The organism is Brevibacillus sp. FSL K6-2834 (assembly GCF_038592925.1).
Classification (GTDB): domain Bacteria; phylum Bacillota; class Bacilli; order Brevibacillales; family Brevibacillaceae; genus Brevibacillus; species Brevibacillus borstelensis.
Genome location: NZ_CP151945.1, coordinates 4,131,825 through 4,154,719, shown reverse-complemented (window position 1 = coordinate 4,154,719; position 22,895 = coordinate 4,131,825). Strand labels below are relative to the sequence as shown.

Annotated in this window: 18 protein-coding genes; 15 read left to right on the top strand and 3 right to left on the bottom strand. The window is 54.0% G+C overall.

Features of this window, described 5'->3' with window-relative positions:
• Positions 1-79: 79 nt before the first annotated feature.
• From NST96_RS20530 to NST96_RS20490, 9 genes are all read left to right on the top strand, one after another.
• Positions 80-556, top strand: coding sequence for an N-acetyltransferase (locus NST96_RS20530; RefSeq protein WP_003389016.1), 477 nt, complete (start codon positions 80-82; stop codon positions 554-556).
• Between the two features lie 251 nt (positions 557-807).
• Complete coding sequence (locus NST96_RS20525) at positions 808-1,506, top strand: sigma-70 family RNA polymerase sigma factor (RefSeq protein WP_003389017.1); 699 nt, start codon at positions 808-810, stop codon at positions 1,504-1,506.
• 44 nt (positions 1,507-1,550) lie between these two features.
• On the top strand, positions 1,551-2,381 hold the full coding sequence (locus tag NST96_RS20520) for a GNAT family N-acetyltransferase (protein ID WP_172920287.1): 831 nt from the start codon (positions 1,551-1,553) through the stop codon (positions 2,379-2,381).
• 238 nt (positions 2,382-2,619) lie between these two features.
• Positions 2,620-4,701 carry a methyl-accepting chemotaxis protein gene (locus NST96_RS20515; protein WP_227277926.1) on the top strand — a complete coding sequence of 694 codons (2,082 nt, stop codon included), beginning with the start codon at positions 2,620-2,622 and terminating at the stop codon, positions 4,699-4,701.
• Between the two features lie 98 nt (positions 4,702-4,799).
• Positions 4,800-5,555: a GTP pyrophosphokinase family protein gene (locus tag NST96_RS20510; RefSeq protein ID WP_003389020.1), complete on the top strand. Its 756-nt coding sequence runs from the start codon at positions 4,800-4,802 to the stop codon at positions 5,553-5,555.
• Positions 5,524-6,960, top strand: coding sequence for a dipeptidase PepV (pepV, locus tag NST96_RS20505; protein WP_003389021.1), 1,437 nt, complete (start codon positions 5,524-5,526; stop codon positions 6,958-6,960). Before NST96_RS20510 ends, pepV begins: the two co-directional genes overlap by 32 nt.
• Positions 6,961-7,208: 248 nt before the next feature.
• Positions 7,209-8,696 carry a DEAD/DEAH box helicase gene (locus NST96_RS20500; protein WP_172920286.1) on the top strand — a complete coding sequence of 496 codons (1,488 nt, stop codon included), beginning with the start codon at positions 7,209-7,211 and terminating at the stop codon, positions 8,694-8,696.
• Between the two features lie 550 nt (positions 8,697-9,246).
• A complete protein-coding gene (locus tag NST96_RS20495; RefSeq protein WP_024983854.1) occupies positions 9,247-10,737 on the top strand; it encodes a serine hydrolase domain-containing protein in 1,491 nt (496 codons plus the stop codon).
• A 136-nt stretch (positions 10,738-10,873) separates the two neighbouring features.
• Entirely contained in the window at positions 10,874-11,119 is a 246-nt protein-coding gene (locus tag NST96_RS20490) for a hypothetical protein (RefSeq protein WP_003389025.1), read from the top strand.
• Between the two features lie 66 nt (positions 11,120-11,185).
• On the opposite strand, the gene NST96_RS20485 is transcribed toward NST96_RS20490, so the two are convergent.
• Positions 11,186-12,598: an RsmB/NOP family class I SAM-dependent RNA methyltransferase gene (locus NST96_RS20485; protein WP_172920284.1), complete on the bottom strand. Its 1,413-nt coding sequence runs from the start codon at positions 12,596-12,598 to the stop codon at positions 11,186-11,188.
• Between the two features lie 86 nt (positions 12,599-12,684).
• Between NST96_RS20485 and NST96_RS20480 the strand changes: the two genes are divergently transcribed.
• Together NST96_RS20480 and NST96_RS20475 are read left to right on the top strand one after the other, a co-directional pair.
• Complete coding sequence (locus NST96_RS20480) at positions 12,685-13,446, top strand: hypothetical protein (RefSeq protein ID WP_003389029.1); 762 nt, start codon at positions 12,685-12,687, stop codon at positions 13,444-13,446.
• Between the two features lie 29 nt (positions 13,447-13,475).
• A complete protein-coding gene (locus NST96_RS20475) occupies positions 13,476-14,426 on the top strand; it encodes a methyl-accepting chemotaxis protein (protein WP_003389030.1) in 951 nt (316 codons plus the stop codon).
• A 211-nt stretch (positions 14,427-14,637) separates the two neighbouring features.
• Here NST96_RS20475 and NST96_RS20470 read toward each other — a convergent pair whose 3' ends face one another.
• Positions 14,638-16,335 carry a M14 family metallocarboxypeptidase gene (locus NST96_RS20470; RefSeq protein WP_342404366.1) on the bottom strand — a complete coding sequence of 566 codons (1,698 nt, stop codon included), beginning with the start codon at positions 16,333-16,335 and terminating at the stop codon, positions 14,638-14,640.
• 205 nt (positions 16,336-16,540) lie between these two features.
• On the opposite strand from NST96_RS20470, the gene NST96_RS20465 reads away from it, so the two are divergent.
• Positions 16,541-17,965 (top strand): hypothetical protein, encoded by a 1,425-nt coding sequence (locus NST96_RS20465; RefSeq protein ID WP_003389032.1) that lies wholly within the window; start codon positions 16,541-16,543, stop codon positions 17,963-17,965.
• 68 nt (positions 17,966-18,033) lie between these two features.
• Here the strand turns inward: NST96_RS20465 and NST96_RS20460 are convergent, their stop codons facing one another.
• The gene (locus NST96_RS20460; RefSeq protein WP_031931842.1) at positions 18,034-18,729 is read right to left on the bottom strand and encodes a class I SAM-dependent methyltransferase; all 696 of its coding nucleotides are present in this window, start codon (positions 18,727-18,729) and stop codon (positions 18,034-18,036) included.
• Positions 18,730-18,978: 249 nt separating this feature from the next.
• On the opposite strand from NST96_RS20460, the gene hppD reads away from it, so the two are divergent.
• The 3 genes from hppD to NST96_RS20445 all read left to right on the top strand — a co-directional run bounded on the left by hppD (position 18,979) and on the right by NST96_RS20445 (position 22,701).
• Entirely contained in the window at positions 18,979-20,070 is a 1,092-nt protein-coding gene (gene hppD / locus NST96_RS20455; protein ID WP_227277924.1) for a 4-hydroxyphenylpyruvate dioxygenase, read from the top strand.
• A gap of 149 nt (positions 20,071-20,219) precedes the next feature.
• Positions 20,220-21,944 (top strand): sensor histidine kinase, encoded by a 1,725-nt coding sequence (locus NST96_RS20450; RefSeq protein ID WP_031931841.1) that lies wholly within the window; start codon positions 20,220-20,222, stop codon positions 21,942-21,944.
• Entirely contained in the window at positions 21,919-22,701 is a 783-nt protein-coding gene (locus NST96_RS20445; protein WP_024983859.1) for a LytTR family DNA-binding domain-containing protein, read from the top strand. The genes NST96_RS20450 and NST96_RS20445 overlap by 26 nt, the downstream gene beginning before the upstream one ends.
• Positions 22,702-22,895: the final 194 nt, after the last annotated feature.

Here is a 22,895-nt window from a genome sequence, read left to right as displayed (position 1 = left end):
CGGATGTATATTTATATATCATAATGAATATTTATTATGCCATAGATGACTGTGAGAGCATGGAGTGGGGGAGAGTAAAATGGTTGTCACCAAAGCGATAGCGGTGCGAAAGGCAACGATGAAAGACGTAGATCAGATGCTGGAGATTATTAATCAATATGCACAACAAGGACTGATGCTCCCGAGGACAAAATTATCGGTTTGTGAACATTTGCAGTCGTTTGTTGTCGCTCACGACGGCGAATCGGTAGTCGGCGTGGCGGGGCTGCATATTTTGTGGGAGGATCTGGCGGAGATCCGTTCTCTGGCCATCGCGGAGCGGGCAAAGGGATTGGGGGTAGGCAAACAGCTGGTGCTTCACTTGGTTGATCAGTGCCGGGACCTTGGCATCAATCGGGCATTGGCTCTTACCTACCAGAAGGAATTCTTTGAAAAGTGCGGTTTTCATATCGTCGCCAAGGAAACGCTGCCGCAAAAAGTATGGAAGGACTGCATCAATTGCTCCAAACTTCCTATGTGCGATGAGATTGCCATGATTTGCGAAACGGCTGTGTAAACAAAAGAAAAAGAGTTTCGAGAGAGAAGAGTCGTTGGGTGTGAGGTGTGCCGCTCTCTGCTGCTTGCATGGTCCAATCCGTGCCGGCGGTTTAGAGAACGGTGCAACCTGAAACCGGCGGCTCTTTTTTGCCTTGAAGCTGAGCGGGATTGTCAAAACATGAAAAATAGTCATTTTTTCGTGAACCGGTTGGCTCACTCGCGCGTCTAGACTCATGTAGATGAAATTTTGGACAAAGGAGGCTTTCCCATGTGAACAGCGAACCGAGCATGCTGCAGGATGTCCTGCTTGCAAAAAACGGCGACAGAGATGCTTTCGGCAGGCTGGTTGTGGCCTATGAGCGGAGACTTTACGGTCTGGCAAAAATGTATCTCAAACGCGACGAGGATTGCGCTGACGCGATACAGGAAGCGATTCTCAAATCGTATCGTGCCCTTCGCAGTTTGAAAGAGCCTGCATATTTCAAAAGGTGGCTGTTTCGGATTCTGATTCGCGAATGCATACAATTGCTGCGCATGCAAAAACGGATGCGGATCATCCAGTCGGGATTTTGCGGTGAAACCGTGGTTGGTCTGCAAGAAACGGTTGCATTGAAGGAGGCCGTCGCCGGATTGGATAACGATCTGCGCGTTGTCGTCCAGCTTCATTACTTCAAGGATCTGCCCGTCAAACAAATCGCTGAGCTTGTAGGTGTCCCGGCAGGAACGGTAAAATCCCGCCTGCACCGGGCTCGCATGATTTTGGCTGAAATTCTCGAATCCCCCGATGAAAGAAGGATTGATTATGACCCGATTATCAGAGGGGAGCACTGGCGCAAACGCTCTGCTCCCCTGCCTATCCCCGTACCGAAGCGAGTCGTTCAAGCATCCATGAGGATTCTGTTGAAGCACTTGAAGGGCCGGGACATTCATGAACAAAGAACAGACGGGGGGTGCCTGCATGCCCTTTAGACGAAAAGAAAAGCCGAGCATCGGCAAGAAAGGAGCCTGGACGAGTGATTTTCAAACTGGACCGGCAGGATCATCGCAAGGTCAGGAGCCTGCTCCCGGCAACGGAGCAGATCTACAACAGAACGGTACATGCAATTATCGATGGCGTAAACAGAGGGACGATTTATGTTGACGACCTGAGCCAGCCGAAAACGGCGCTGGTCGATGTCACGGGAATCAGCTCCTTATTCATCGGCGATCCGCACAATCAGAAATTTATTGCCCCTCTCCGGGAGTTTATCGACACAAAGCTGAAAATCGACACCTACGAATCGTGCGGAGGCACCTATTTCATCGCGGTATTGAGCGATGAAGCGTGGGAAAAAGCCATTGAAGAAGCAATCTCACACAGAGACTACGAGCCGGATTTTGAATGCTACTTCACGTTTCATCCCGATCGCTTTTTGGTCGCGAAGAGCAGCTTCAAGCCATTGCCAGGCGGGTATAGCGCGAGGAAAATAGACGCTGCGGTGATCGAAAGAGATCGGGACGAGTACCTGTCGAACGCGATTGCGGAATTCTGGTACTCGGTCGACGATTTTCTGAAACAGGGTCTCGGGTATTGCATCATGAAGGGCGACGAGGTCGTCAGCGCGTGTTTCTCCTGCTGTGTATACGGCAAGCACCACGAGATCAATGTGGAAACGTACAGGGAAGAAGAGAGAAGCCAAGGGCTGGCGACAGCAGCATGCGTCTTGTATTTGGAGCACTGCCTGCAATTCGGGCTTACCCCGCATTGGGCGACAATGGAAACGAATGAGGCGTCCATCCGGTTGGGAGAAAAATTGGGGTTCCAATACGACTCCAGGCTAAAGACGCTGGAATTCGAGTTTTGAAGAGTTGCCGGGAACGTATCGATTGTCTGAAAGAGAAAAAGAGTAGATGCCAGTTGCCTCGGGTTTACGGAGCGGCTGGCATTTTTTGCTGCTTTCTCCGGTTGCATTCCTTGCTTGCCGATCCCTTATTTAGGAAAAATGGTATGCCTCTATGACATGTTTTCTGGTACTATGTTCTTACTAGTCATAAAATTTGAAAATATCTACCGGAGAACAAGAGAGACAAGGGGGCAACTCTATGAAACTGGGGGCTCGGATGTTGATTGCCTTGCTGTTGGCAGGAATTGTGCCGCTGACAGCTGCGGGTGTATTTGCCTATTCGCAAACGAAGCAGGAGCTGTTGGAGGGGAGCGCAGCCACACTGGAGGCGCTTCGCAACAGCAACAAGGAACAGGTGGAAAACTATTTTCGCGAGCGATCCAAGAACCTGGAGACACTGGCTGCATCCGGCTCGGTGATTGATGCCTTGCCTGCTTTTGAAGCCGTATGGAAACAGGGCAGGGAAGCCCCCGTTTATCAGGAGGTAGAGGAAGCGCGGGGCAAGGAGTTGAAGATGGAAGTGGCGAGATACGGCTTCGCCAATGCGTATTTGCTGAATGACAAAGGAGAAGTCGTCTTTGAGACAAAACCGCAGGCTGATTTTGGCACGAATCTCCTCAGTGGGCCATATAGTGGTACGACATTGGGGCAGACGGTGGCAAAGGCATTCAAAGGCTTGAGCCTTGAACTGTCAGATGTCAGCCGGTATGAACCGTCTGGCGGCGCTCCGGCCATCTTCATGGCAGTCCCGATCTTTGATCACGGCACCGTCATCGGACAATTGGCGGCAGAAGTCCCGCTCGATTACATATCCCGGCAACTGAACAGAAGAGAGGGACTCGGCGCCACTGGGAAGGTGTATTTGATCGGACAAGACAAACTGATGCGGACTGATCTTGGCGGCGGGGAGCCAACTCTGTTGCAGGTGAAGGTCGACACGGAGATTGCCGATCAGGTGTTGTTTTCCAATCAGACCGCTGCTACCGTGCAGTCGACAGACTATCGCGGAGAGGAAGTGCTGGTATCGTACGATCAGGTGAAGGTGGGCAAGCAGACCTGGGCGATCCTGGCGGAAATGGACATGACGGAAATTATGGCCGGACCGAACAGTATCCGCAATGCCATTTTGCTGTTCAACGGAATCGTCCTGATATTGGTGGTGGTTATTGCGTCTGTCACCGCTGCCTGGCTGCGCCGCTCTTTTGCCGGAATGCTGCTGGTAGCCAGAAGGATCGGGCAGGGCGACTTTACCTGTGCTGTTCCGCCTGCTCTTTTGAAGCGAAAGGACGAATTGGGAGAGCTGGCGCGATCGCTGTTTGCCATGCGGGATCAGCTGAGCGACATTTTGATCCAGGTCCGGCACGCCTCTCATTCGGTTGCGGAGTCGGTACGGGAGATCCACGGAAATACGGGGGAAATTTCCTCATCCAGCGGGCAAATTGTGCAGGTCGTCGACCATGTGGCAGCATCTGCAGATCGACAGGTCGACAAGCTGGCGCGCACGTTGCACTTGGCAGAGGATTTGACGGCAACGGTCTCGGGCGTAACGGGACACGTCGAGCAGGTGGCGATCTCCTCCAGGGAGATGAGAATTCACGCAGAGGAAGGGCGGCAGGCCATCGAGGCTGTCGTCAGCAGCATGGATCAGATTAACAGAGCTGTGGAAGCGACGACACAAGTCATTCACGGACTCGAGCTGCGCTCACGGGAGATTTCCAAAATCATCGCAGCGATTACGGAGATCGCCCGTCAGACAAATCTGCTCGCGCTCAATGCCAGCATCGAAGCAGCGAGGGCAGGCGAGCACGGCAAGGGATTCGCCGTCGTGGCCAATGAGGTTCGCAAGCTGGCAGAAGGTACGAATGAAGCCGCCCAGCAAATTGTCGCCATGATCAGCGACGTCCAGGCGAGCACGACTGCCGCTGTGGAGAAAATGGCCGAAGGCACGCGCACCGTCAAGGACGGTTCCCGTACAGCCCGTCAGTCCGGCGAGCTGTTTCAGCGAATCGAAGAGAATATCCGCAGAGTCTCCTCCGAAATGGAGGGGGTTCGGCAGGCTTTTGCCAGGATCGCTCCAGAGGCCCAGCAAGTCGTTGCAGTCGCACAGGAAGTATCCGCTGCCTCGACAGAAGCGGCTGCCGGTGTCCAGAGCATCTCCGCAGCGGTGGAAGAGCAGAGCGCAGCCATGGAAATGATCGCGGCTTCAGCCGATCAGCTCTCTGCACTTGCCGACAGACTACGAGAATCGCTGGCAGCCTTCCGGTTGGATGCGAAAAATTAAGAGACCCGCTGCGGTCTCTTTTCTCATGCAGGGGAGGATATCTCTAGCAAAATGTTGAATCATAAGGACGATGGAGTTTCGGGTCGGAGGGAACTAGCATGCAGAAACTAGACTGGGAACTATACCTGCTACCGTTCGAACAAGCCGTGGAAGAGATCAAGGTTAAGCTGAAAAACATCCGCAACGAGCTGCGGAAGCGAAAAGAGCACTCTCCTATCGAGTTCGTCACCGGTCGGGTGAAGTCGGTCCCGAGTATATACAACAAGGCGAATCGCCTTCAATTTCAAATCGATGAAAATATTTGCTGGGAGCTCCGGGATATAGCAGGAATCCGGATCATCTGCCAGTTCATTGACGATATTCCAGCTGTGGTGGAAATGATCCGGCGCCGCAAAGACATGCGGATTTATTTGGAGAAGGACTACGTGTCCAGGCCAAAGGAGAGCGGGTACAGAGGCTATCATCTGGCCGTAGCGTACGAGCTGATGACAGCCCGGGGGCAGGCGGTCATCCCTGTGGAAATCCAGATTCGCACACTGAACATGAATTTCTGGGCGACGATCGAACACTCTCTCAACTACAAATACGAAGGAATCATTCCCTCCGCGATCCGACAGCGCTTGATTGAAGCCGCCAAGGCGTCATCCAAGCTGGACAGCGAGATGAACAATATCCGCGAGGAAATCAAGGAGGCCCAGGTGGAGTTCACCGCCAAGGAAGTAGCGATGGAATCGCTGATTTCACTTGTGGAGCTTGATTTGGACGTGGACGATGAGGAAACGGGAGAAGGCATGAAGACCAAAGAAGGGAAGAAACATCTACATGACGACGATGAACTGGCTGCAGGAAGTTGAAAAGCGAAAAGACGACCTGATTTCCACGACGCAGGGATTTTTGCGGATCAAAAGCTTGCTGGACCCATCCACAGCACGGGAAGGGGCTCCTTTCGGCGAAGGCATCCGTGAAGCGCTGGACTTTGTGCTTGAACAGTGCAAGCAGGCAGGAATGACGGTAAAGGATGTCGGCGGCTATGCCGGTCATGCGGAGTTTGGCCAGGGCAGCGAATTGATCGGCGTGCTCAGCCACGTGGATGTCGTTCCAGAAGGGGACGGCTGGACTTCGCCGCCATACGCTGCGGAAATTGTGGACGGGAAGATCGTCGCCCGCGGAGCGATTGACGACAAAGGACCGACGATTGCGGCGATTTTTGCGGCGAAGCTGGTCAAGGAATCCGGTCTGCCGCTGTCCAAACGGGTCAGACTCATTTTTGGAACGGACGAAGAGTCTGGTTGGCAGTGTGTCAAAACGTACTTTGAAACCGAAGAGATGCCGACCATGGGCTTCACGCCGGATGCCGATTTTCCTTTGATATATGCGGAAAAGGGACTGACAGACCTGACTGTTTTGCAAACGCATGAAGCGTTCCTCGGGCAGCAGCTCCCGTCGGCCGACAGCCCGGCAGCTCAGCTTCTGGAGCTTGCCTCTGGCAGAAGGATGAACATGGTGCCGGACAAAGCGGAGGCCAGATTGTTGCCGATGGGCATGGGAGCCGAGGAATTGATTCAAGCATACGAGGCGTATTTGAACGATTCGGGCATGAAGGGCAAGGCCGAATGCTCAAATGGGCATGTGCTGCTCCATATGGAAGGCGTCTCCGTCCACGGAATGGACCCTGGCAAGGGCGTCAATGCAGGCACCGAGCTGATTCATTTTTTGGGAACACTGACGCTGGATGCCCGAGCGGATCAATTCGTCCGCTTCACCGAGCAGTACCTGTATCGGCAGCATTACGGCGAAGCGCTCGGCATCTCTCATCATGACGAGGAGATGGGACCGCTCACGCTGAATACAGGCGTAATTCAGTATGAGGCAGATGGCGATGCCCTGTTCCAGCTCAACATTCGCTATCCTCACTCCTTGCCGTTTGAAAAGTGGAGCGCCATTTTCAAGGAGCGGATTGCCCAGGCTGCATTCGTGTTCGAGGTGGTCGAGCATTTGCGCCCTCACCGGGTAGACCCGAATCATCCACTGGTGACGACTTTGCAGCGGGTTTACACGGAGCAGACCGGACTGGAAGCGGGAATTATCGCGATTGGCGGCGCTACTTACGGCCGTTCGCTGGACGTAGGCGTTGCCTTTGGCCCGCTTTTCCCCGGCCGTCCCGACTGCGCGCATCAGCGGGATGAATACATTCTCATAGACGATTTGATCAAAGCGACGGCTATCTACGCTCAAGCGATTTACGAGCTGGCGAAATAACCGGAAATGCAGGCGGTTCGAAGCAGCATGCACGCATGCAGCCGAGCCGCCTGTTTCATCCCTTTTGCGAAGCCAAAAAGGGGCATTCTGACCGTTTTGTTGTGTTTTTGAAAAGACTCCTATACTATAGGGAGACAGAACCAGCGCTCGTCGCTGAAAATGAAGGACGGATGCCGTTATCCGCTCGTCAGGCAGGGATGGCCGACAGACGGGGGAGGGCGGCTTCCTTTGAAAAGGAAGTGAGCATCATGACAAAGACATTTGCGTCGTTTGGCTTTCGCCCGGAACTGATGCAAGGCATACAGGATTCGTTTTACAAGGAACCGACGCCGATCCAGGCTGAAGCGATACCATTGATAACAGAGGGCAAGGACGTCATCGGTCAAGCGCAGACCGGTACGGGGAAAACAGCGGCTTTTGTGCTGCCGATCCTGAATCGTCTGCAAGCGGGCAGGAAGGATATCCAGGCTGTGATCCTTACGCCGACGCGTGAGCTGTCAATCCAGATCGCCAAAGAGGCTGAGAAGCTTGGCAAGCATATGGGTGTCAACGTTCTTTCTTTGCACGGCGGCACGGATATTGAAAAGCAGCTGAACAAATTGAAAGAAACGGTTCACATCGTCGTGGGAACGCCGGGACGGGTACTGGACCATATGAAGCGGGGCTCCCTGCACTTTGGCCGCATATCCACGCTCGTTCTGGACGAGGCCGACAAAATGCTGGAGATGGGCTTTCTCGAGGATGTCGAGCAGGTCATCGTGAACACGCCGCAGCAGCGTCAGATTCTTCTTTTCTCCGCCACGATGCCCGATCTGGTGAAAAAGCTGGCGCAGCAGTTCATGAAGCAGCCGCCGCATATCAAGATCGAATCGAAGCAAAAGACGGTTGAATCCATTGAGCAGTTTTACTATGTGGTCAACCAGACTGAAAAGACGGATGCGCTGGTCGATCTGCTGGAGCAAGAAAAGCCATATCTTTGCATTGTGTTTGCCAACACCCAGGTGCGCGTGCAGCAATTGACTGCGCGGCTTCAGGAAAACGGATTTTCGGCAAGCGCGCTGTATGGAGACTTGTCGCAAAACAAGCGGGAACAGCTAATGAAGCAGTTCCGCGATATCAAATTCCAGTTTCTCGTGGCTACCGACATCGCGGCGCGCGGGCTGGATGTGGAAGGCGTCACTCATGTGATCAACTACGACCTGCCAAATGACGTGGAGAGCTACATCCACCGCGTCGGACGGACGGGACGGGCCGGACAAAAAGGGAAGGCGATTTCGCTCGTCTCTCCTCGCCAGAAAAGCATGATGATCCGGTTTGCAAAAGCGACAAAGGCGTCGATCGAGGAAAGGCTGCTGGTAGTCGGACGCCATCTCGACGCGGGACGCCGCGAGCGCGCCAAAGAACGTGAAGCGTATTTTATTGAACTGCGCGAGCAGAAGGCAAAGGAAGAAGCGAAGGAAAAGGACAAGCAGATCGCTCCGGTCCGCGAAGCCATCAAAAAGAAGACAAAGGTAAAGCCGGGCTACAAGAAAAAGCTGGCTCGCGAGCTGGAAGAGCTGCAGACCAAATACGAAAAAAATCGCCGCCGCGCAGAAGCGATCGCTGCCCGCAAGGCAGGGAAATCGGGTGATGCGGGGAAAGCTGGCGGCGCTGGCAGATCCGGAAAACCGGGCGGAGCTGGCAGCCGTGGCGGAAACCGCTCAGGAAATTTCGGCGGGAAACGTCCGCGCGGTTAACAGTCGACGGGTAGAAGCAAAAGCACCCAGCGTGCCAGCCCAGAGTATGTGGCTAGCCTAAGTCTGGGGCAATTGATGCCGAAACAGCCTTAGTCCTGAATTTGCAGGGGCTAAGGCTGTTTGCTGTACAGATATTCTGGCAGCAGGATACCTTTCTGTTTCCAATGTCGGTATCATTTTCGTCACCTCAATCATTTGATTTTTTGATGGATAAGGGCGGCCAGAGACGAAGCGGACATAGGGCAGGTGGTCTTTGGATTCCATTTTGCGCATGCGTTTCCCAGCTTGGCAGGCCAGATCGTTGATCGCTGCGAATAATCATTGTCTGCTGGAGCGAAAAGAGCTGCGAGATTTTTTGAAAGATAATCAATTGGCTGACAGAGTGCTGGTACCCGAGGACGGAGAGCGCTTTTCATTTTCGCAAGCCGGGCCGCAGGTCCGATTTCCTCTCCGCCTCTTGACGGATTTCCAACTTGGTTTCATCTGGTAATGTAGTCATCGACAACGATTGACGCAACCGCCTCAGGATGACCAGGAAAAGGAGTCTGTCATGAAAAGCTTATTATCCGTGCAATCTTTTCGGTTTTACAGCTATTTTTTATGTTTGTCCTTGATCGTCTCAACCCTGATTTTGCCTAGTCAGCATGCTTCTGCGGCACAGCAGGCGATTTCCGCCGAGCTGCAAGCCAAGCTTGATGAGATCGATGCCTACATCGATGATGCCGCCGCGAAGCTGGGTGCCCCCGGAGGCTCCATGGTGCTGGTAAAGGACGGGCAGATTGTCTACAGAAAAACATGGGGAGTGACCGGAGACGGGAAGACGGCTGTGACGGCACAAACGCCGTTTTTGCTCGGTTCTCTCAGCAAGGGCCTTACTGCCTATGGAATCATGCTGCTTGTTCAGGCCAATAAAATCGACCTGGATGCGCCTGTCCGGCAATATTTGCCTTCATTTACGCTAGAAAGCGAAGAGGACGCCGCAAAAATCACTGTCCGCCAACTGCTCACGCAAACGAGCGGGCTTGGTACGGAATCCGGCATGAAATTTGCCGACCAGGGAGCGGACGACAGCGAAGCAGTCCAGCGATACGTTCGTGAGCTTTCTACGGAAGCCACCACCGCACGGCCGGGTGAACGGCACCAGTACAGCAACGCAAACTACGGGATACTCGGAGCGCTGATCGAACGGATTTACGGCGTTTCGTTCGAGGAGTACATGGATAAATCCGTATTCGAGCCGCTTGGCATGTCCAATGCTGCAGCCAGTGTCCGGCAAGCCAAAGAAAAGGGCTGGATGTCCGGTTACCGCTCCTGGTTTGGTCTGTCTGTCCAAAGCGACATCGCATATGACAACGGGGGAGCTCCTTACGGGTACATTGCGGCAAGTGCCGAAGACATGGGACATTATCTGATCGGAATGCTGCAGCCGGATGCCGTGCTTTCTGCCCGCCACACCAGGATGATGATGGAGCCTGCCGTCTTGACAAGAGCCAATTCACAGACCTCTTACGGCTTCGGCTGGAGGATCACGCCGCTGGCTGAAGGCGGAGAACGCATCTGGCATGCAGGCTCAACCCCCGATTATCGCTCGGAGATCATGCTGCTGCCCGGGGAAGGATGGGGAGCCGCCATTTTGACCAATCGCAACAATTCGCTGGAGGAGATCAGGCTTACGCAAGTAATGAACGGGGTCCAGCAGATTTTGCTGGGAAAAAAGGCGCAGCCCGCAACCTTTTCAGTGCCGATGGAAAGATGGCTGTTTGCAGTTGTTTTTCTCGTCCTGCTCTTGGTAACGGCAATGGTGGTCTACAGATTGTTCCGAGTACGGCGGAAGTCAGGGAACAGGCGGATATGGGCCGGGCTTGCAACAGTCTTTATCCTGCTTGCCGTTCTCTTGCTGCCGGTGCTCCTGTACGGATTGAATGTGACCTGGCATACCTTTTCACTTTTTGTGCCCGATATGGCTGCTTTGGCTGTCGGATGCGTCGTTTTGCTTACCGCAAGCGGTCTTTTGTCAGTGAAAATGGCAGTGAACGGCTGAATCTAGTTCTATAGATGCAGGGTTTTCCTCTTACCCTAAAACGGGTACAATAATGATAGAAGTACCAGAAAATATCGGCCACTTTGGACCTGGGTCCTGCTCAGGGGACAAATCAGGGTATGAGGAGAAAGCTGTCATGACTCAACTATTCTGTGAACAATGCGGTTTGCCTATTCCGGCGGCTGAATCGGCATGCCGTTCGTGCACACAGGAAGAACTGGATGAGTATCGGGTAGTTCGCGAGTATCTGCGAATGAACCCCAACTCCAATGCGATGCAAATCGCCAACGCAACCGGTATTTCCGTATCCAGAATCCTTCGTTACATAAAAAACGGCTCCTTGACTATGGTAAACGACGGGCCGAATCGGCGGAACCGCTAACAAAAACCCACCTGCGGGAAGAATCTGTGCTCCCGATGCAGGTGGGCTTTTTTCTTGCCAGCTGGATTACAGCCAGCGCAATCCCTTGGGATAATGGTTTTTCAATTGTCCGTCAGCCTGCTTGCCCCAGCCGACGGGGAAGCCGTCCACACAGACCAGAGTCCAGCCAGCTTCTCCTTCCCGCGATAATGCTTCTCCCTTGAGATAGCGGATCAGGTCAGGATCGGCTGCAGAAAAGCTGGCGACGCGTGCTGCTGCCTCCGCACATACTGCCAAGGCGAGAGCGTGTGAGGGCTCCAGGCGATTTTTTTTCAGCGTTCCCAGGTGCAAGCCGGCCCGGTTGATGCGAAGGCCGTCCAAATCCAGTCCGGGTCGCGGGGTATAATAAAGCTGGTCGCCGAAGAGGAGAAGGGCAGAGTCGTCGGCGTACAGATCGCCAAGGTTCGGCAGGGCTTCCCGGACAAAGCTCTGCCAGCTTGCGACCGCTTCCTTTTTGCCGGCAAAAGAGGCAGGTTTTGCTTTTTTCTTCGGACGGCTGCGGGACAGTTCTGCCGTGTCCGTTTCAGCCGACTTTCTCAGCTTGGCGACAAAGTGGCCTTCCCCTCGCAGTTTATGGGGCCAAAGGCGTGCGGCCAAAGACACATCCTGCAAGGGCGGGTAGGCCCACTTGGGCTCGCCGGGCGAATACAAGTCTGCGGAAGGAAGCGGGATCATGCCAAACTCGGGATGGCGCTGTAGAAAAGCAGCCACGGATTGCTCGTTTTCCAAAGGAGCGAATGTGCAAGTCGAGTAGACAAGCGTTCCCCCGGGCTTGAGCATGGCGCTGGCCGCATCCAAAATATCGAGCTGCGTGAGGTGGCACTCCGTCACTTTTTCCGGTGACCACTCTTCGACTGCCTCCGGGAGCTTGCGAAACATGCCCTCGCCGGAACACGGCGCGTCGACCAGTATCCGGTCAAAGAACAGCGGGAATCGCTCTGCCAGCCGCTCCGGTGTTTCGTTGGTCACGATAGCGTTGGTGATGCCCAGCCGCTCGACGTTTTCCGAAAGGGCCTTGACCCGCGACGGGTGAATTTCATTGGCGATCAACAGCCCGCTCCCTTTCATGGCCGCTGCCAGTTGGGTTGTCTTGCCGCCGGGAGCCGCACATAGGTCGAGTACTGTTTCGCCGGGGAGCGCCTCCAGTGCTTCCGCAGGGGACATGGCACTCGGCTCCTGCAAATAGTACAGACCGGCTGAGTGGTAAGGATGCTTGCCGGGACGATCTCCTTCCCTGTAGCAGAAGCCATTTGGACACCATTCCACCGGCTCCAGGGAGAAGGGGGAGAGCGACAGGAAATCAGCCGGCGCAAGCTTCAACGGATTGATTCTGAGGCCGTGGCTCGCAGCCTCTTCATAGCTCGCGATAAAGGCTTCGTATTCGTCTTGCAATAGCGCCTGCATACGTGCCGTAAATGCAGCGGGCAAAGGGTTTTTCATGGTAGCCTCCGATGTCAGATTTTGTCTGGCCCTAAGAGGAAATTGGTGAATCATGGCGAATCCATTTGAAAGTGAGGTGAGAACAATTGAAAGAATCCCGTGCGGAAAGGTACCGCTCTCGCCGGCGCAACGATTCCGAAGTAAGCCGGTTTTGGATCATGGGTTTGCTCTTCTCACTGCTGGTACTCGCCTTTGAATTTTTGTTTGAGATTCCTGCCGATGCCACTTGGCTTCAGGAGATGGAAATGGCATTGTTCAGTGCGAGTTTTACTCTGCTTGCCTTTTATCTTTTGGGGCTGACGTTTGTTTTCTCGCGCCAGCAGGAGGCAGGCAAGGTAAACCACCATGTGATTATTTACGCATGGCTGGGGGCAATTTTGTTTCATCTGTTCTTGCTCATCAGCAACCTGGCAAACCAACATGTATACAAAGCAGGAATCATTTTGTTTTTGGGGCCTTTATTTTTAACTGTTTACCATTTTATCACGTACCTGTCCGCTTTGCGCGCCGCAAGACAGGAACAGGAACAAGCGACGGCCGCCTCCTATGAGCGCGCGGCTTATCAACTGATTCTCGAAGGTACCAAGGTATACGGTGAAATCAATCGGCTCAAAACCGCCTATCCGGAAGTGGAGCAAATGCTGCGGGCCAATGAATTTTACGGCAAGCTGGAGAGATACGCCCTGGAGATGCAGCAGTATTTGCAGACGAAGCAGTTTACCCGCAAGGACGTGGAAGTACTGGAAGGCCATTATTACTACCTGGAAAACCTGCTTCTTTTGGCCAAGCAGCATCCGGGAATTATGGAATCGCGCGCTTTTGCGCACCGGGAGAGCCACACACGCTAGCCAGAAGAAAAAAGAGGAGAGTGACGTCAATGTTCTGGAAGAAAAAGAAGGACGAAGCCCAGCAGGAAATAGCTGCGACCGCCGTAGCACTGCAGGAGCCGGATGCGCGGGGAGACCGCGAAGAAATCAAGCGAGAGCTGATGGCGGTTTACGAGCAAATGGGCGCGATCATTCATCAGCATGGCGTTGTAAACGACCAGCACGGCTCCCTTGCCGAGCTGGCAAACCGGATGGAAGGCATTATCGCGAAAATTCAGCGGATCAGCACAGAGTCCGAGGAGTCGGCCGACAACCTTTATTCCCGCGGAGAGCGTTTGACGAGCATCTGCATGCAGTCCGTAGAACGGGCAAATGAAGGCAAGCTCTCAATGGCAGAGGTCGTCTCGGTGATGAGCGTGCTGGAACAGCAGTCTGCCAGCACGTCCGCATCCATGGGCCGTCTCGAAGAGCGTTCGTCGGAGATTACCAGCATCGTTCAAGTGATCAGCGATATCGCCAATCAGACGAACCTGCTGGCTCTCAATGCAGCGATTGAAGCCGCTCGCGCAGGCGAACAGGGAAGGGGTTTTGCGGTCGTTGCGGACGAGGTTCGCAAGCTGGCAGAAATGACAGCCAATTCGACCAAAAACATTGCCGAGCTGATCGGCAAAATTCAGGAAGAGACAAAAGAAGCGATCGCCAACAGCGAGAAGAGCGGCAGTGCGATCCAAAAAGGCTTGTCGACAAGCAAGGAAGCGGCTGAAAAAATGGAAAGCATCGTATCCGCCCTGCGGGAAGTGAGTGAAGAGACGGCGGGTGTCATGGAAACGATCCAGCAGCAAAAGCGCTACACGGACGAAAACAATCTGCAGGTCCAGGAAGCAAAACGGGCTCTGGAGCAGATGAATGAGGCGCTGCGCCATCACGTTCAGGAAGCGGGAGCAGTCGACAGGCAGCTGGAAGCCAGCTACCAAGACGTAAAACGATTGCTGGCTGAATAAAACAGCGCAAGCAAGTGAGCAAGTAATTATGTAAGGAAAAACCTCTTTGACAAAAAACGTCCCTCAACCGGCTGAAACAACCGGTGCAGGGACGTTTTTTTATTAGGTCGGGGTGCCTGAGTGCCGGGGTGCCTGAGTGCCGGGGTACCTGAGTGCCGGGGTACCAGGGTGCCGGAGTATCGGAGTGCCGGGGGACCGAAGTGCCGAAGTGCTAATTCGCCGGGAGCGGCTTTTCGGACATATAGCGGTATATAGGGATACGGTCACCTTTTTGCACAGGGAGGTAGCTGTTCGTCACGAAGCTGTCCACGGACTCCGGCTCCAGCGCGAGCGCAATAAAGTTGGCGAGCGGCTGGTCCATCGCAAATACGTAGCTGTCTGCAGGAAAGGTCACCTGCTCCTCAGTGACCCAGGTCTCCACCCGGTTGGGAAAACGGCCGTTTTCAAGGCGAGCCTGTACCTTGTTATCCGTGACAAGATAGCTTTCTACAGGGAGAGCAGCAGGCTCGGACAATGTCGCGATGTTCACGCCCAGCCGCTCCAGCCGGTCAGCGATATGGTGATAAGCGGGAGGCATTAAATAGGCAGTCGGCCTTTTCCTCTCCAGGGTCGGATAAGCATTTGTCGCGCTCACCCACGCAACCGGGATGGAGACGCGCTTGGACTGTGCCAAATCAATCACATCCAGTGAGTAACCGGTCATTCGTTTGTTTTCGCTAGTGACGACAATCCGGTCGTCGTCATCAGCTTTTTTCCCCTGCTCGATCAACCGGCTGCGTGATCTGGCGACCGTCTGTTTTATTTTTTCTGCATGTCGGGCTGTGGCCTGGATAAAGGCGGCATGTGTCGTCACCTGTCCATATACACGGCGTTCAAAATCGGCCCGGCCGATGCCGATTCCCCTCGTCTCCACCAAAAAGGAAAGGCTGTTTTTCAATCCGAGGGCATTGCGGCCGATTCGCGTTTCCGTACTGCCTTCTGTCGCGATAATCTGCCCGTCCTTGTTCTGGGATAACGTGTAGTAGGGGTGATGCGTCAGTTTGGCCTCATCCAGCGCTTTTTCAACTTCCGGCAGCAGCAGTTGATCGGACATGCTCCGCAGTTCTTTTGGGATGTTCAAATTTTTGGCCGAAGAGATCAGCACATCATAGGAAGAAAGCGCTCCTTTTTTCCCTGTCTTCGCCAGGGAAGCGGACGTGACGCCATACTCATGAGCGTCCAGCACGACATCGGGCCGGAAGCGGTCGAATGCCTTGTGGATCGCCTGCACCTCGGGGTATTCGGCCTTCATGTAATCGCGATTGGCATCTTGACCGACAGCGATCGTTCTTTGAAACCGGTAGGACCCATCGGGGTTGATTCGCGGAACGATGATTACATGTACCTGGTCCAAAAGGTCTTTTCCCAGATGTTCTGTTGCCAGCCATTGCGCGATGACCAGAGCGGACTCACCTGAAGCGGGCTCATTGCCGTGAATTTGGGCCTGGAGCCAGACGATAGGTTTTGTCTTGTCAGTTTGGACCTGGTCAGGCTGGCGGGACAGGATCAAAAGCGGAATGTCCCGACCTTCGAGGGATTGCCCGATGATTTCCAGGCGGACGTGAGCGTACTGACTGTCCAGCTTCTTGACGAACGCCATCATTTCTTCCTGACTGGTAAAGGCTTGGCTGGCCTTTTGAAAAGCAGGCGTATCGAAAGAAACAGAAGGGACGGGAAAAAGCGGGGCGATTGACCCGGGCTGCACGTAAACCTCTCCGGTCCCAAAATAGGGGAGAGGCTCTTTTGGTTCTTTGGCTGAAGGTGCTGCGGCAAGCGGCGGATGTGATTGGATTCCCCAAGCTGCCGGCGGGCAGGCGGCCAAAGAAATAAAGAAAAAGACGAGGGCAGCAGAAATAATTTTGTTTGTCATGACATCCCCTCCGTGTCGAATGTAATAGTCGCTTTCCCTACATCTTTATCAGATTGCAAGGCATTTCATCATGGTACTTTCTAATCATATTTGATAAATAATGGAGGAAATGCGAAGATAATGTGGAACCTATTACATCATGGCGTGGCAGTTACTCCGAAAACAGAGCGAGCGGGTTCGCAAACTTCTGAGCAAGGGGGATTACATGACCAAGGTAAGAAAGTCCGTATTGTTTTTTCTCGCATTGCTAGTCTCACTCGCAATGCCCCCTTCCGCCTCAGATGCTTTTCAGTGGGAAAAGCCGACGATCAAGGAAGAGTCTATTTCGGTAAGCGGTGGAGCTTTGAAACAGAAGATCTACCAGTTTAAAAATGGTGACGTGTTTCGCATGTACAGGCTGGAAGGGCAGATCGACAGCAGTCCGTATGTGCTGTCGGTGCCGTTTGCAGGCGAAGGGTCAACCTTTCGCCACGTTCTGAGCACGGATAATAATGGCCAGATCACGCGGGTATGGAATTTGCTCTCTTTGGCGGAGACAAATGAATTGCCGCTGGTTCCCGGCTTTATTGAATCACCAAGTCGTTACTTCTGGGTCGCCTCGCCGATTGTCTACAATCCTCTGGGGAGAACGACAATCGAGGAAAAAAAGGAATTGGCTCTGCCCATTGCCGTGAAAAAAGAGTGGTATCGCATGCATCTGGAGGTACAGCTCCCGGTAAAGGCGGGAATGGTCAGCGAATGGTGGATCATGGAGTCCAGCTCCCCGCTGGTTCCCTGGGATAGTGAGCCGACAGCCAATCTTTGGCTGGGAGTCGATCTCTCGGATAAGGCCAAGTGGTTGTACGACGGCTATTACTACACGAGTCCGTCTACATACGTTCCCTACACCGTCAATGCGTTTTGGCGCAATCCGGAGAACTATGTAGTCCGCTCCTTCCTGGCGAATCCAACCAGCAAAGCGGCGCAAAACATGGCCTACGTCATGCTCGATACCGCTGTCCGCAATCAGGAAGCGGAAGGGCACTGGAAGACGTATCCACAGTCCCAGTGGCTGGCTGACGATTACGGGATCCCTGATGGCTTTTACGATACGCGGTTTAATACCGGAATGGCCGAGCTGCTGCTTGATGGCTGCAAAAAGTATAATGAGAGTGAATTTTGTGAATCGGCCAAAAGGTACGCCCTGTATCTGCGAAACCACGCCAGTCAGTATCACTACGTCATACCCGGTCCTACAGATGGATGGCTGGTTGCCGATTACGCCCACCCGACACCGCATAAGCCGACACATGTTTCGCTCAACCACCAGTTGGCGGAAATTAACTTTTTGTGGAAAATGTACATGCAATTTCAAGATCCGGCCGACCAAGCGCTGGCAACAGTGATGCTTCAGGGAGTCACCAATCTGGGAGAACGATGGATCACGCAAAATGGAGATCTGCACTACGCCTGGTTCCCTGATGACACCTTTGGCAGACCGGATTACCCTTATCTGACCTACAATGATTTGCGGGAAACCCAGCGACTCTATCGGTCGCTTTACGGAACGGAACAGCCCGTAATCGCACAGCTGATGAAAAGCAAAGAAATGTGGATGGCAGCCAATAAAGTTGTCAATCCATTTCAGTAACAAAACGCCAAAAAAGGTGCCGGTCGCGGCACCTTTTTTTATGGCTGGCACGGGCGGGGCCGTTCTTTCTATCCTTTTTTCAGCACAAACAATGTCAAAAAGCTGAGGGCCTCGCGCAATTCCGCGGGTAACCGATTTGCCAGTTCGGCAGGTACGCCTTCTTTATAAACGGGTTCTTCCTCCAGCAGGACATAGCCATTTTCGCTGGCCAGTTGCTTCGCTTCCCACGGCATCATCGTGTTTTGGATCGTCGCCTCCCCGTACAGGCGGCGATAGCTGTGTCCCCGTGGTCCTGCCGTCGGGCCGAGTATGCCGAGGAGCAGGATGCCCCCCGGTTTGAGCAAACGATGGAACTCCAGGAGTGCAGCGAGTGGCGAAGGCGTGAATTCCGTCACGTTAATGCAGAGAATCCCGCTGAAGGTTTGATCGGAAAAGGGAAGGCTGGACACATCCCCAGTCTGAAAGCGGACAGCTATTTCACCGTTTTTTGCCCGGTCATTTGCCCGGTCTTTAGCCAGGCGAATCATTTCCCCGGCAATGTCGACTCCTTCCACAGTATAGCCGCTTGCGGCCAGCTTGCAGCTAGCGTATCCATCTCCGCAACCAGCGTCCAGAACAGGTCCATTTTCCGCGTGGACATAGCGGGTAAACAGCGGCAGGATCGTCCTGCGGCTGCCCGTTTCCCACATGGCTTCGCTGCGCTTATGCCAATCCGCCGAAAATTGGTCCCATTGCTCTTTTGCCATTTCACTCCATTGTGTCATTCGTATAGTCCTCCTTACCTTTCAGCAAGCATTTTACGCTTCATCCCTTGTTTTTCATCTATCCGGGCAAATATTCCTGCATCGTACCGGAAGACGCTGATGATGCGCACTTTATTGGAGAAAAGCTGTTGCGCGTTTTCGCGTTGTTCCGTGTTCTTGCGGGAGTAAACGCTTTCCATGTACTCTCAAGATAACAAACAAAATCATCCCAATCATGCAAAAATTTGAAAAAGTCGGAGGGGTAGGCAAATGAGCAACACCGATTTCTTTCCCATTCAGGACTGGGATTATGTGGAGTTCTATGTAGGAAATGCGAAGCAAGCCATGCATTACTTCACCAAGGCCTTCGGATTTCAGGCTGTGGCCTACGCAGGGCTGGAAACAGGCTCGCGGGAAAAGGTTTCCTATGTATTGAAACAAAAACACCTTACGTTTGTCTTGTCAGGGGCGCTTACTCCTGACAGCCCGATCAACGCGTTTGTGAGCAAGCACGGGGACGGCGTAAAGGACGTGGCTCTTCGCGTGGACGACTGTGAGCAGGCGTATCGCGAGGCCGTTTCCCGCGGAGCCGTGCCGGTCATGGAGCCGACCGAGTTTTCCGATTCCTTCGGCACTGTGAAAAAGGCAATCATCGGCACCTACGGGGACAACATCCACACCTTTGTCGAGCGGAAAAACTACAACGGTCCCTTCCTTCCGGGCTACCAAGCGTATGAATCTCCTATTCAAGGAGAAGAAACCGGGTTGATCGGGATTGACCATATCGTCGGAAACGTGGAAGTCATGGATGAATGGGTGGCCTACTACCAAAAAGTCATGGGATTCACAGCCGTGCAGAACTTCAGCGACGATGACATCTCGACCGAGTACTCCGCATTGATGTCAAAAGTGATGCAAAGCGGCACGGGGCGGATCAAGTTCCCGATCAACGAACCAGCCGAAGGGCGCCGGAAATCGCAGATCCAGGAATTTCTCGAGTTTTACAAAGGTCCGGGTGTGCAGCATATCGCCCTGTTGACCAACGATATAGTAAAAACAGTTTCCGCACTGCGGGCAAATGGCGTGGACTTCCTCTACGTACCGGACACGTACTACGAAGAACTGAAGGAGCGTGTCGGAGAGATCGACGAAGACATCGAAACGCTCCGCAACCTGCGGGTGCTGGTGGACCGCGACGATGAAGGATACCTCTTGCAGTTGTTCAGCAAGCCGATTGTAGACCGTCCGACCCTGTTCGTAGAAATCATTCAGCGAAAAGGGGCGCGCGGCTTCGGCAACGGAAATTTCAAGGCGCTGTTTGAAGCGCTCGAGAGAGAACAGGAGCTGCGGGGCAATCTGTAAGAAGCGGCTTGGCTTTCTGTTCCGTCGACAGCTATGGCTGTTGGCGGATTTTTTTGTGCGTCAATTCAGTCTAGACTGACGATTTGCTTGACCGCATAAGCACTCCGTGGCGATAATGATAACAACAGACTGGAAGAGGAGCGACAAGGATGAATTTGGCCCTCATGATCCCCTTGGCAGAACGAACTGCCGTACTGGTCGTAGCTGCCTTGCTGTTCACGCGCGTCAAAGCATTTCGCAGCCTATTAAACCAGCGAGCCACTTACAAAGACAAAGCAGTCATGGTTCTCATCTTTTCCGGAATTTCGATTTTAGGCACGTACAACGGCATCTGGTACCAGGACGCGATTGCCAACTCCCGCGTGATCGGCACCATCGTGGCGGGCCTTCTGGCAGGGCCGTGGGTAGGTCTGGCGACTGGGCTGGTCGCCGGCATTCATCGCTACACGCTTGGCGGCTTCACCGATCTGGCTTGTGCCATCTCCACGATCAGCGAAGGAGTTTTGGCCGGCCTTTTTTACAGGTTCCGGCGGACGCGGGAAATTCGCTGGACGACGGCAATGGCCGTCGGATTCGTCGCAGAGTGGATGCAGATGGCGATCATTTTGCTGGTGGCCAGGCCGTATGCGGATGCCCTGGCATTGGTGAAGGCCATCAGCGTGCCGATGTCGGTGGTGAATGCGCTCGGGATCGCCGTCCTGATCATCATTATCGATCTGGCAAAGACGGAAGAGGACCGGATTGGCGCTCTTCAGGCTCAGCGAACGATGCAGGTCGCGGACAAAACGCTTTCTTACCTCAGACAAGGGCTTACCTATGAGTCAGCCAAGCGCGTCGCCGAGGAAATCCTCCGCACGACCAGAGTGGCGGCCGTGGCGATTACGGACACGAAGACGGTCCTTGCCCATGTCGGCGCCGGCTCCTCTCATCATGTGGTCGGGCAGGAGATTACCACAAAAGCGACCAGGGAAGTGCTGGAGACCAAGGAAGTGAAGATCGCGGGGACAAAAGAGGAGATCGGCTGCCGGGAAAACAACTGCACACTGCGCAGCGCCATACTCGTACCGCTGATGCGCAAGCGGGGAGAGGTAGCCGGTGTGCTCAAGCTGTATCAGGATCGATCCCGCAAGCTGTCGGCGGTCGACCTGGAGCTCGTTCGCGGGCTGGGCAACCTGATCTCGACCCAGCTCGAGCTGGCCGATCTGGAAAAGCAGGCCCGTCTTTTGGCGGATGCCGAGATCAAGGCGCTGCATGCGCAAATCAATCCGCACTTTTTGTTCAACGCGCTCAATACGATTGTTTCCTTCATCCGCTTTTGCCCCGAGCAGGCGCGGGAGCTGCTCATTCATTTGGGAGAATATTTCCGCAAGAATTTGCACGACAGCGGTGGTTTTGTGACGCTGGCGGAGGAGCTGGAGCACATCGAGGCTTACCTCGCGATCGAGCGGGCCCGCTTCGGCGAAAAGCTGAAAGTGGAATATGAAATCGAGCCGGGCGTAGACCGCTATGTCGTTCCCGGGCTCGTCCTCCAGCCGCTCGTGGAAAACGCGATCAAGCACGGACTGTTGCCGAAGCGCGAGGGAGGCGTCGTCAAAATCAGCGCCCGCTTGAAGGACAAGCAGGTATTGGAGCTGAAGGTTGCGGACAATGGTGTGGGCATGGAAAAGGACCCGTTTGTCCCGCCCCCTCCGGCCCAGGACGGAAAACGCCGGCTGTCCGGCATCGGGCTGTCCAATGTAAGGAGCCGTCTGCAGGCCATCTACGGCCAGCCGTACGGGATCGTGATCGACAGCAAAAAGGGGCTGGGAACGACTTGTCTCATAGAATTGCCTTTAGGAGTGAAAGTTCATGCTGAAAGTGTTCATCGTGGATGATGAAGCCCCGGCAAGGGCAGAGCTTCGCTATCTCCTGGAACAATTTTCGGATGTAGCCGTCATTGGAGAAGCAGAGAGCGGGGAAGAGGCGCTCGAGCTTATTCCCGACGCGGAGCCGGATGCCGTCTTTCTCGATATTCACCTGCACGATCGCGACGGCGTCGATGTAGGGCAGGATTTGCTCGAATTGATGGTGCAGCCGCCCGTCATTATTTTTGCCAGCGCCTATGAGATCCACGCGGTCCGGGCTTTTGAGACGGAAGCGGTGGATTACATCGTCAAGCCGTTCAGCGAGCATCGATTGGAGAAAACGATCAACCGTGTCCGAAAGCTTCGTCCGCTGCCGGGAAGCGAAGCGGCCCAGCAGCCGTATCTGGAAATGCAACTGCAAAGCTTGCTCCAGACCGTACTTCAAGATCAGCAGCCGCGCCGGATACCGGTGGAGCGCAACGGGAAGATCATGCTGATCGATCCCAACGATATCGTCTACGCTACGGTGGACGGCCGATACGCGAGCATACATACGGAAGAGGAGCAGTACGCCACATCCTTTACCCTGCAAGAGCTGGAGAGCAGGCTGTCGCCCAAACAATTTTTCCGGACGCACCGGGCGTTCATCGCCAATCTGTACCGCACTGCAGAGCTGGTTCCCTGGTTCAAGGGAGCGCTCTATCTGGTCATGCAGGACGCTCAGCGGACGGAAGTCCCGGTAAGCCGCAATGTCGTGAAGGAGTTGAAAAAACGGCTGGGATTTTAGTTCCAACTTACTTTTTTTACTTTGACAAAAAAGCATGTATCCGGGAATATGGCTTTTGCTGCGGCAGCGGCCACTTGCCCGGATACATGCTTTTATCCTTTTATTGACATGGATTCCGTTATCTTTCTACATCATCTGGAAAGCCCAAAATAAGGCGGACAATGCCAATAATCCCGCCAGCCAGGTGAAGCTTT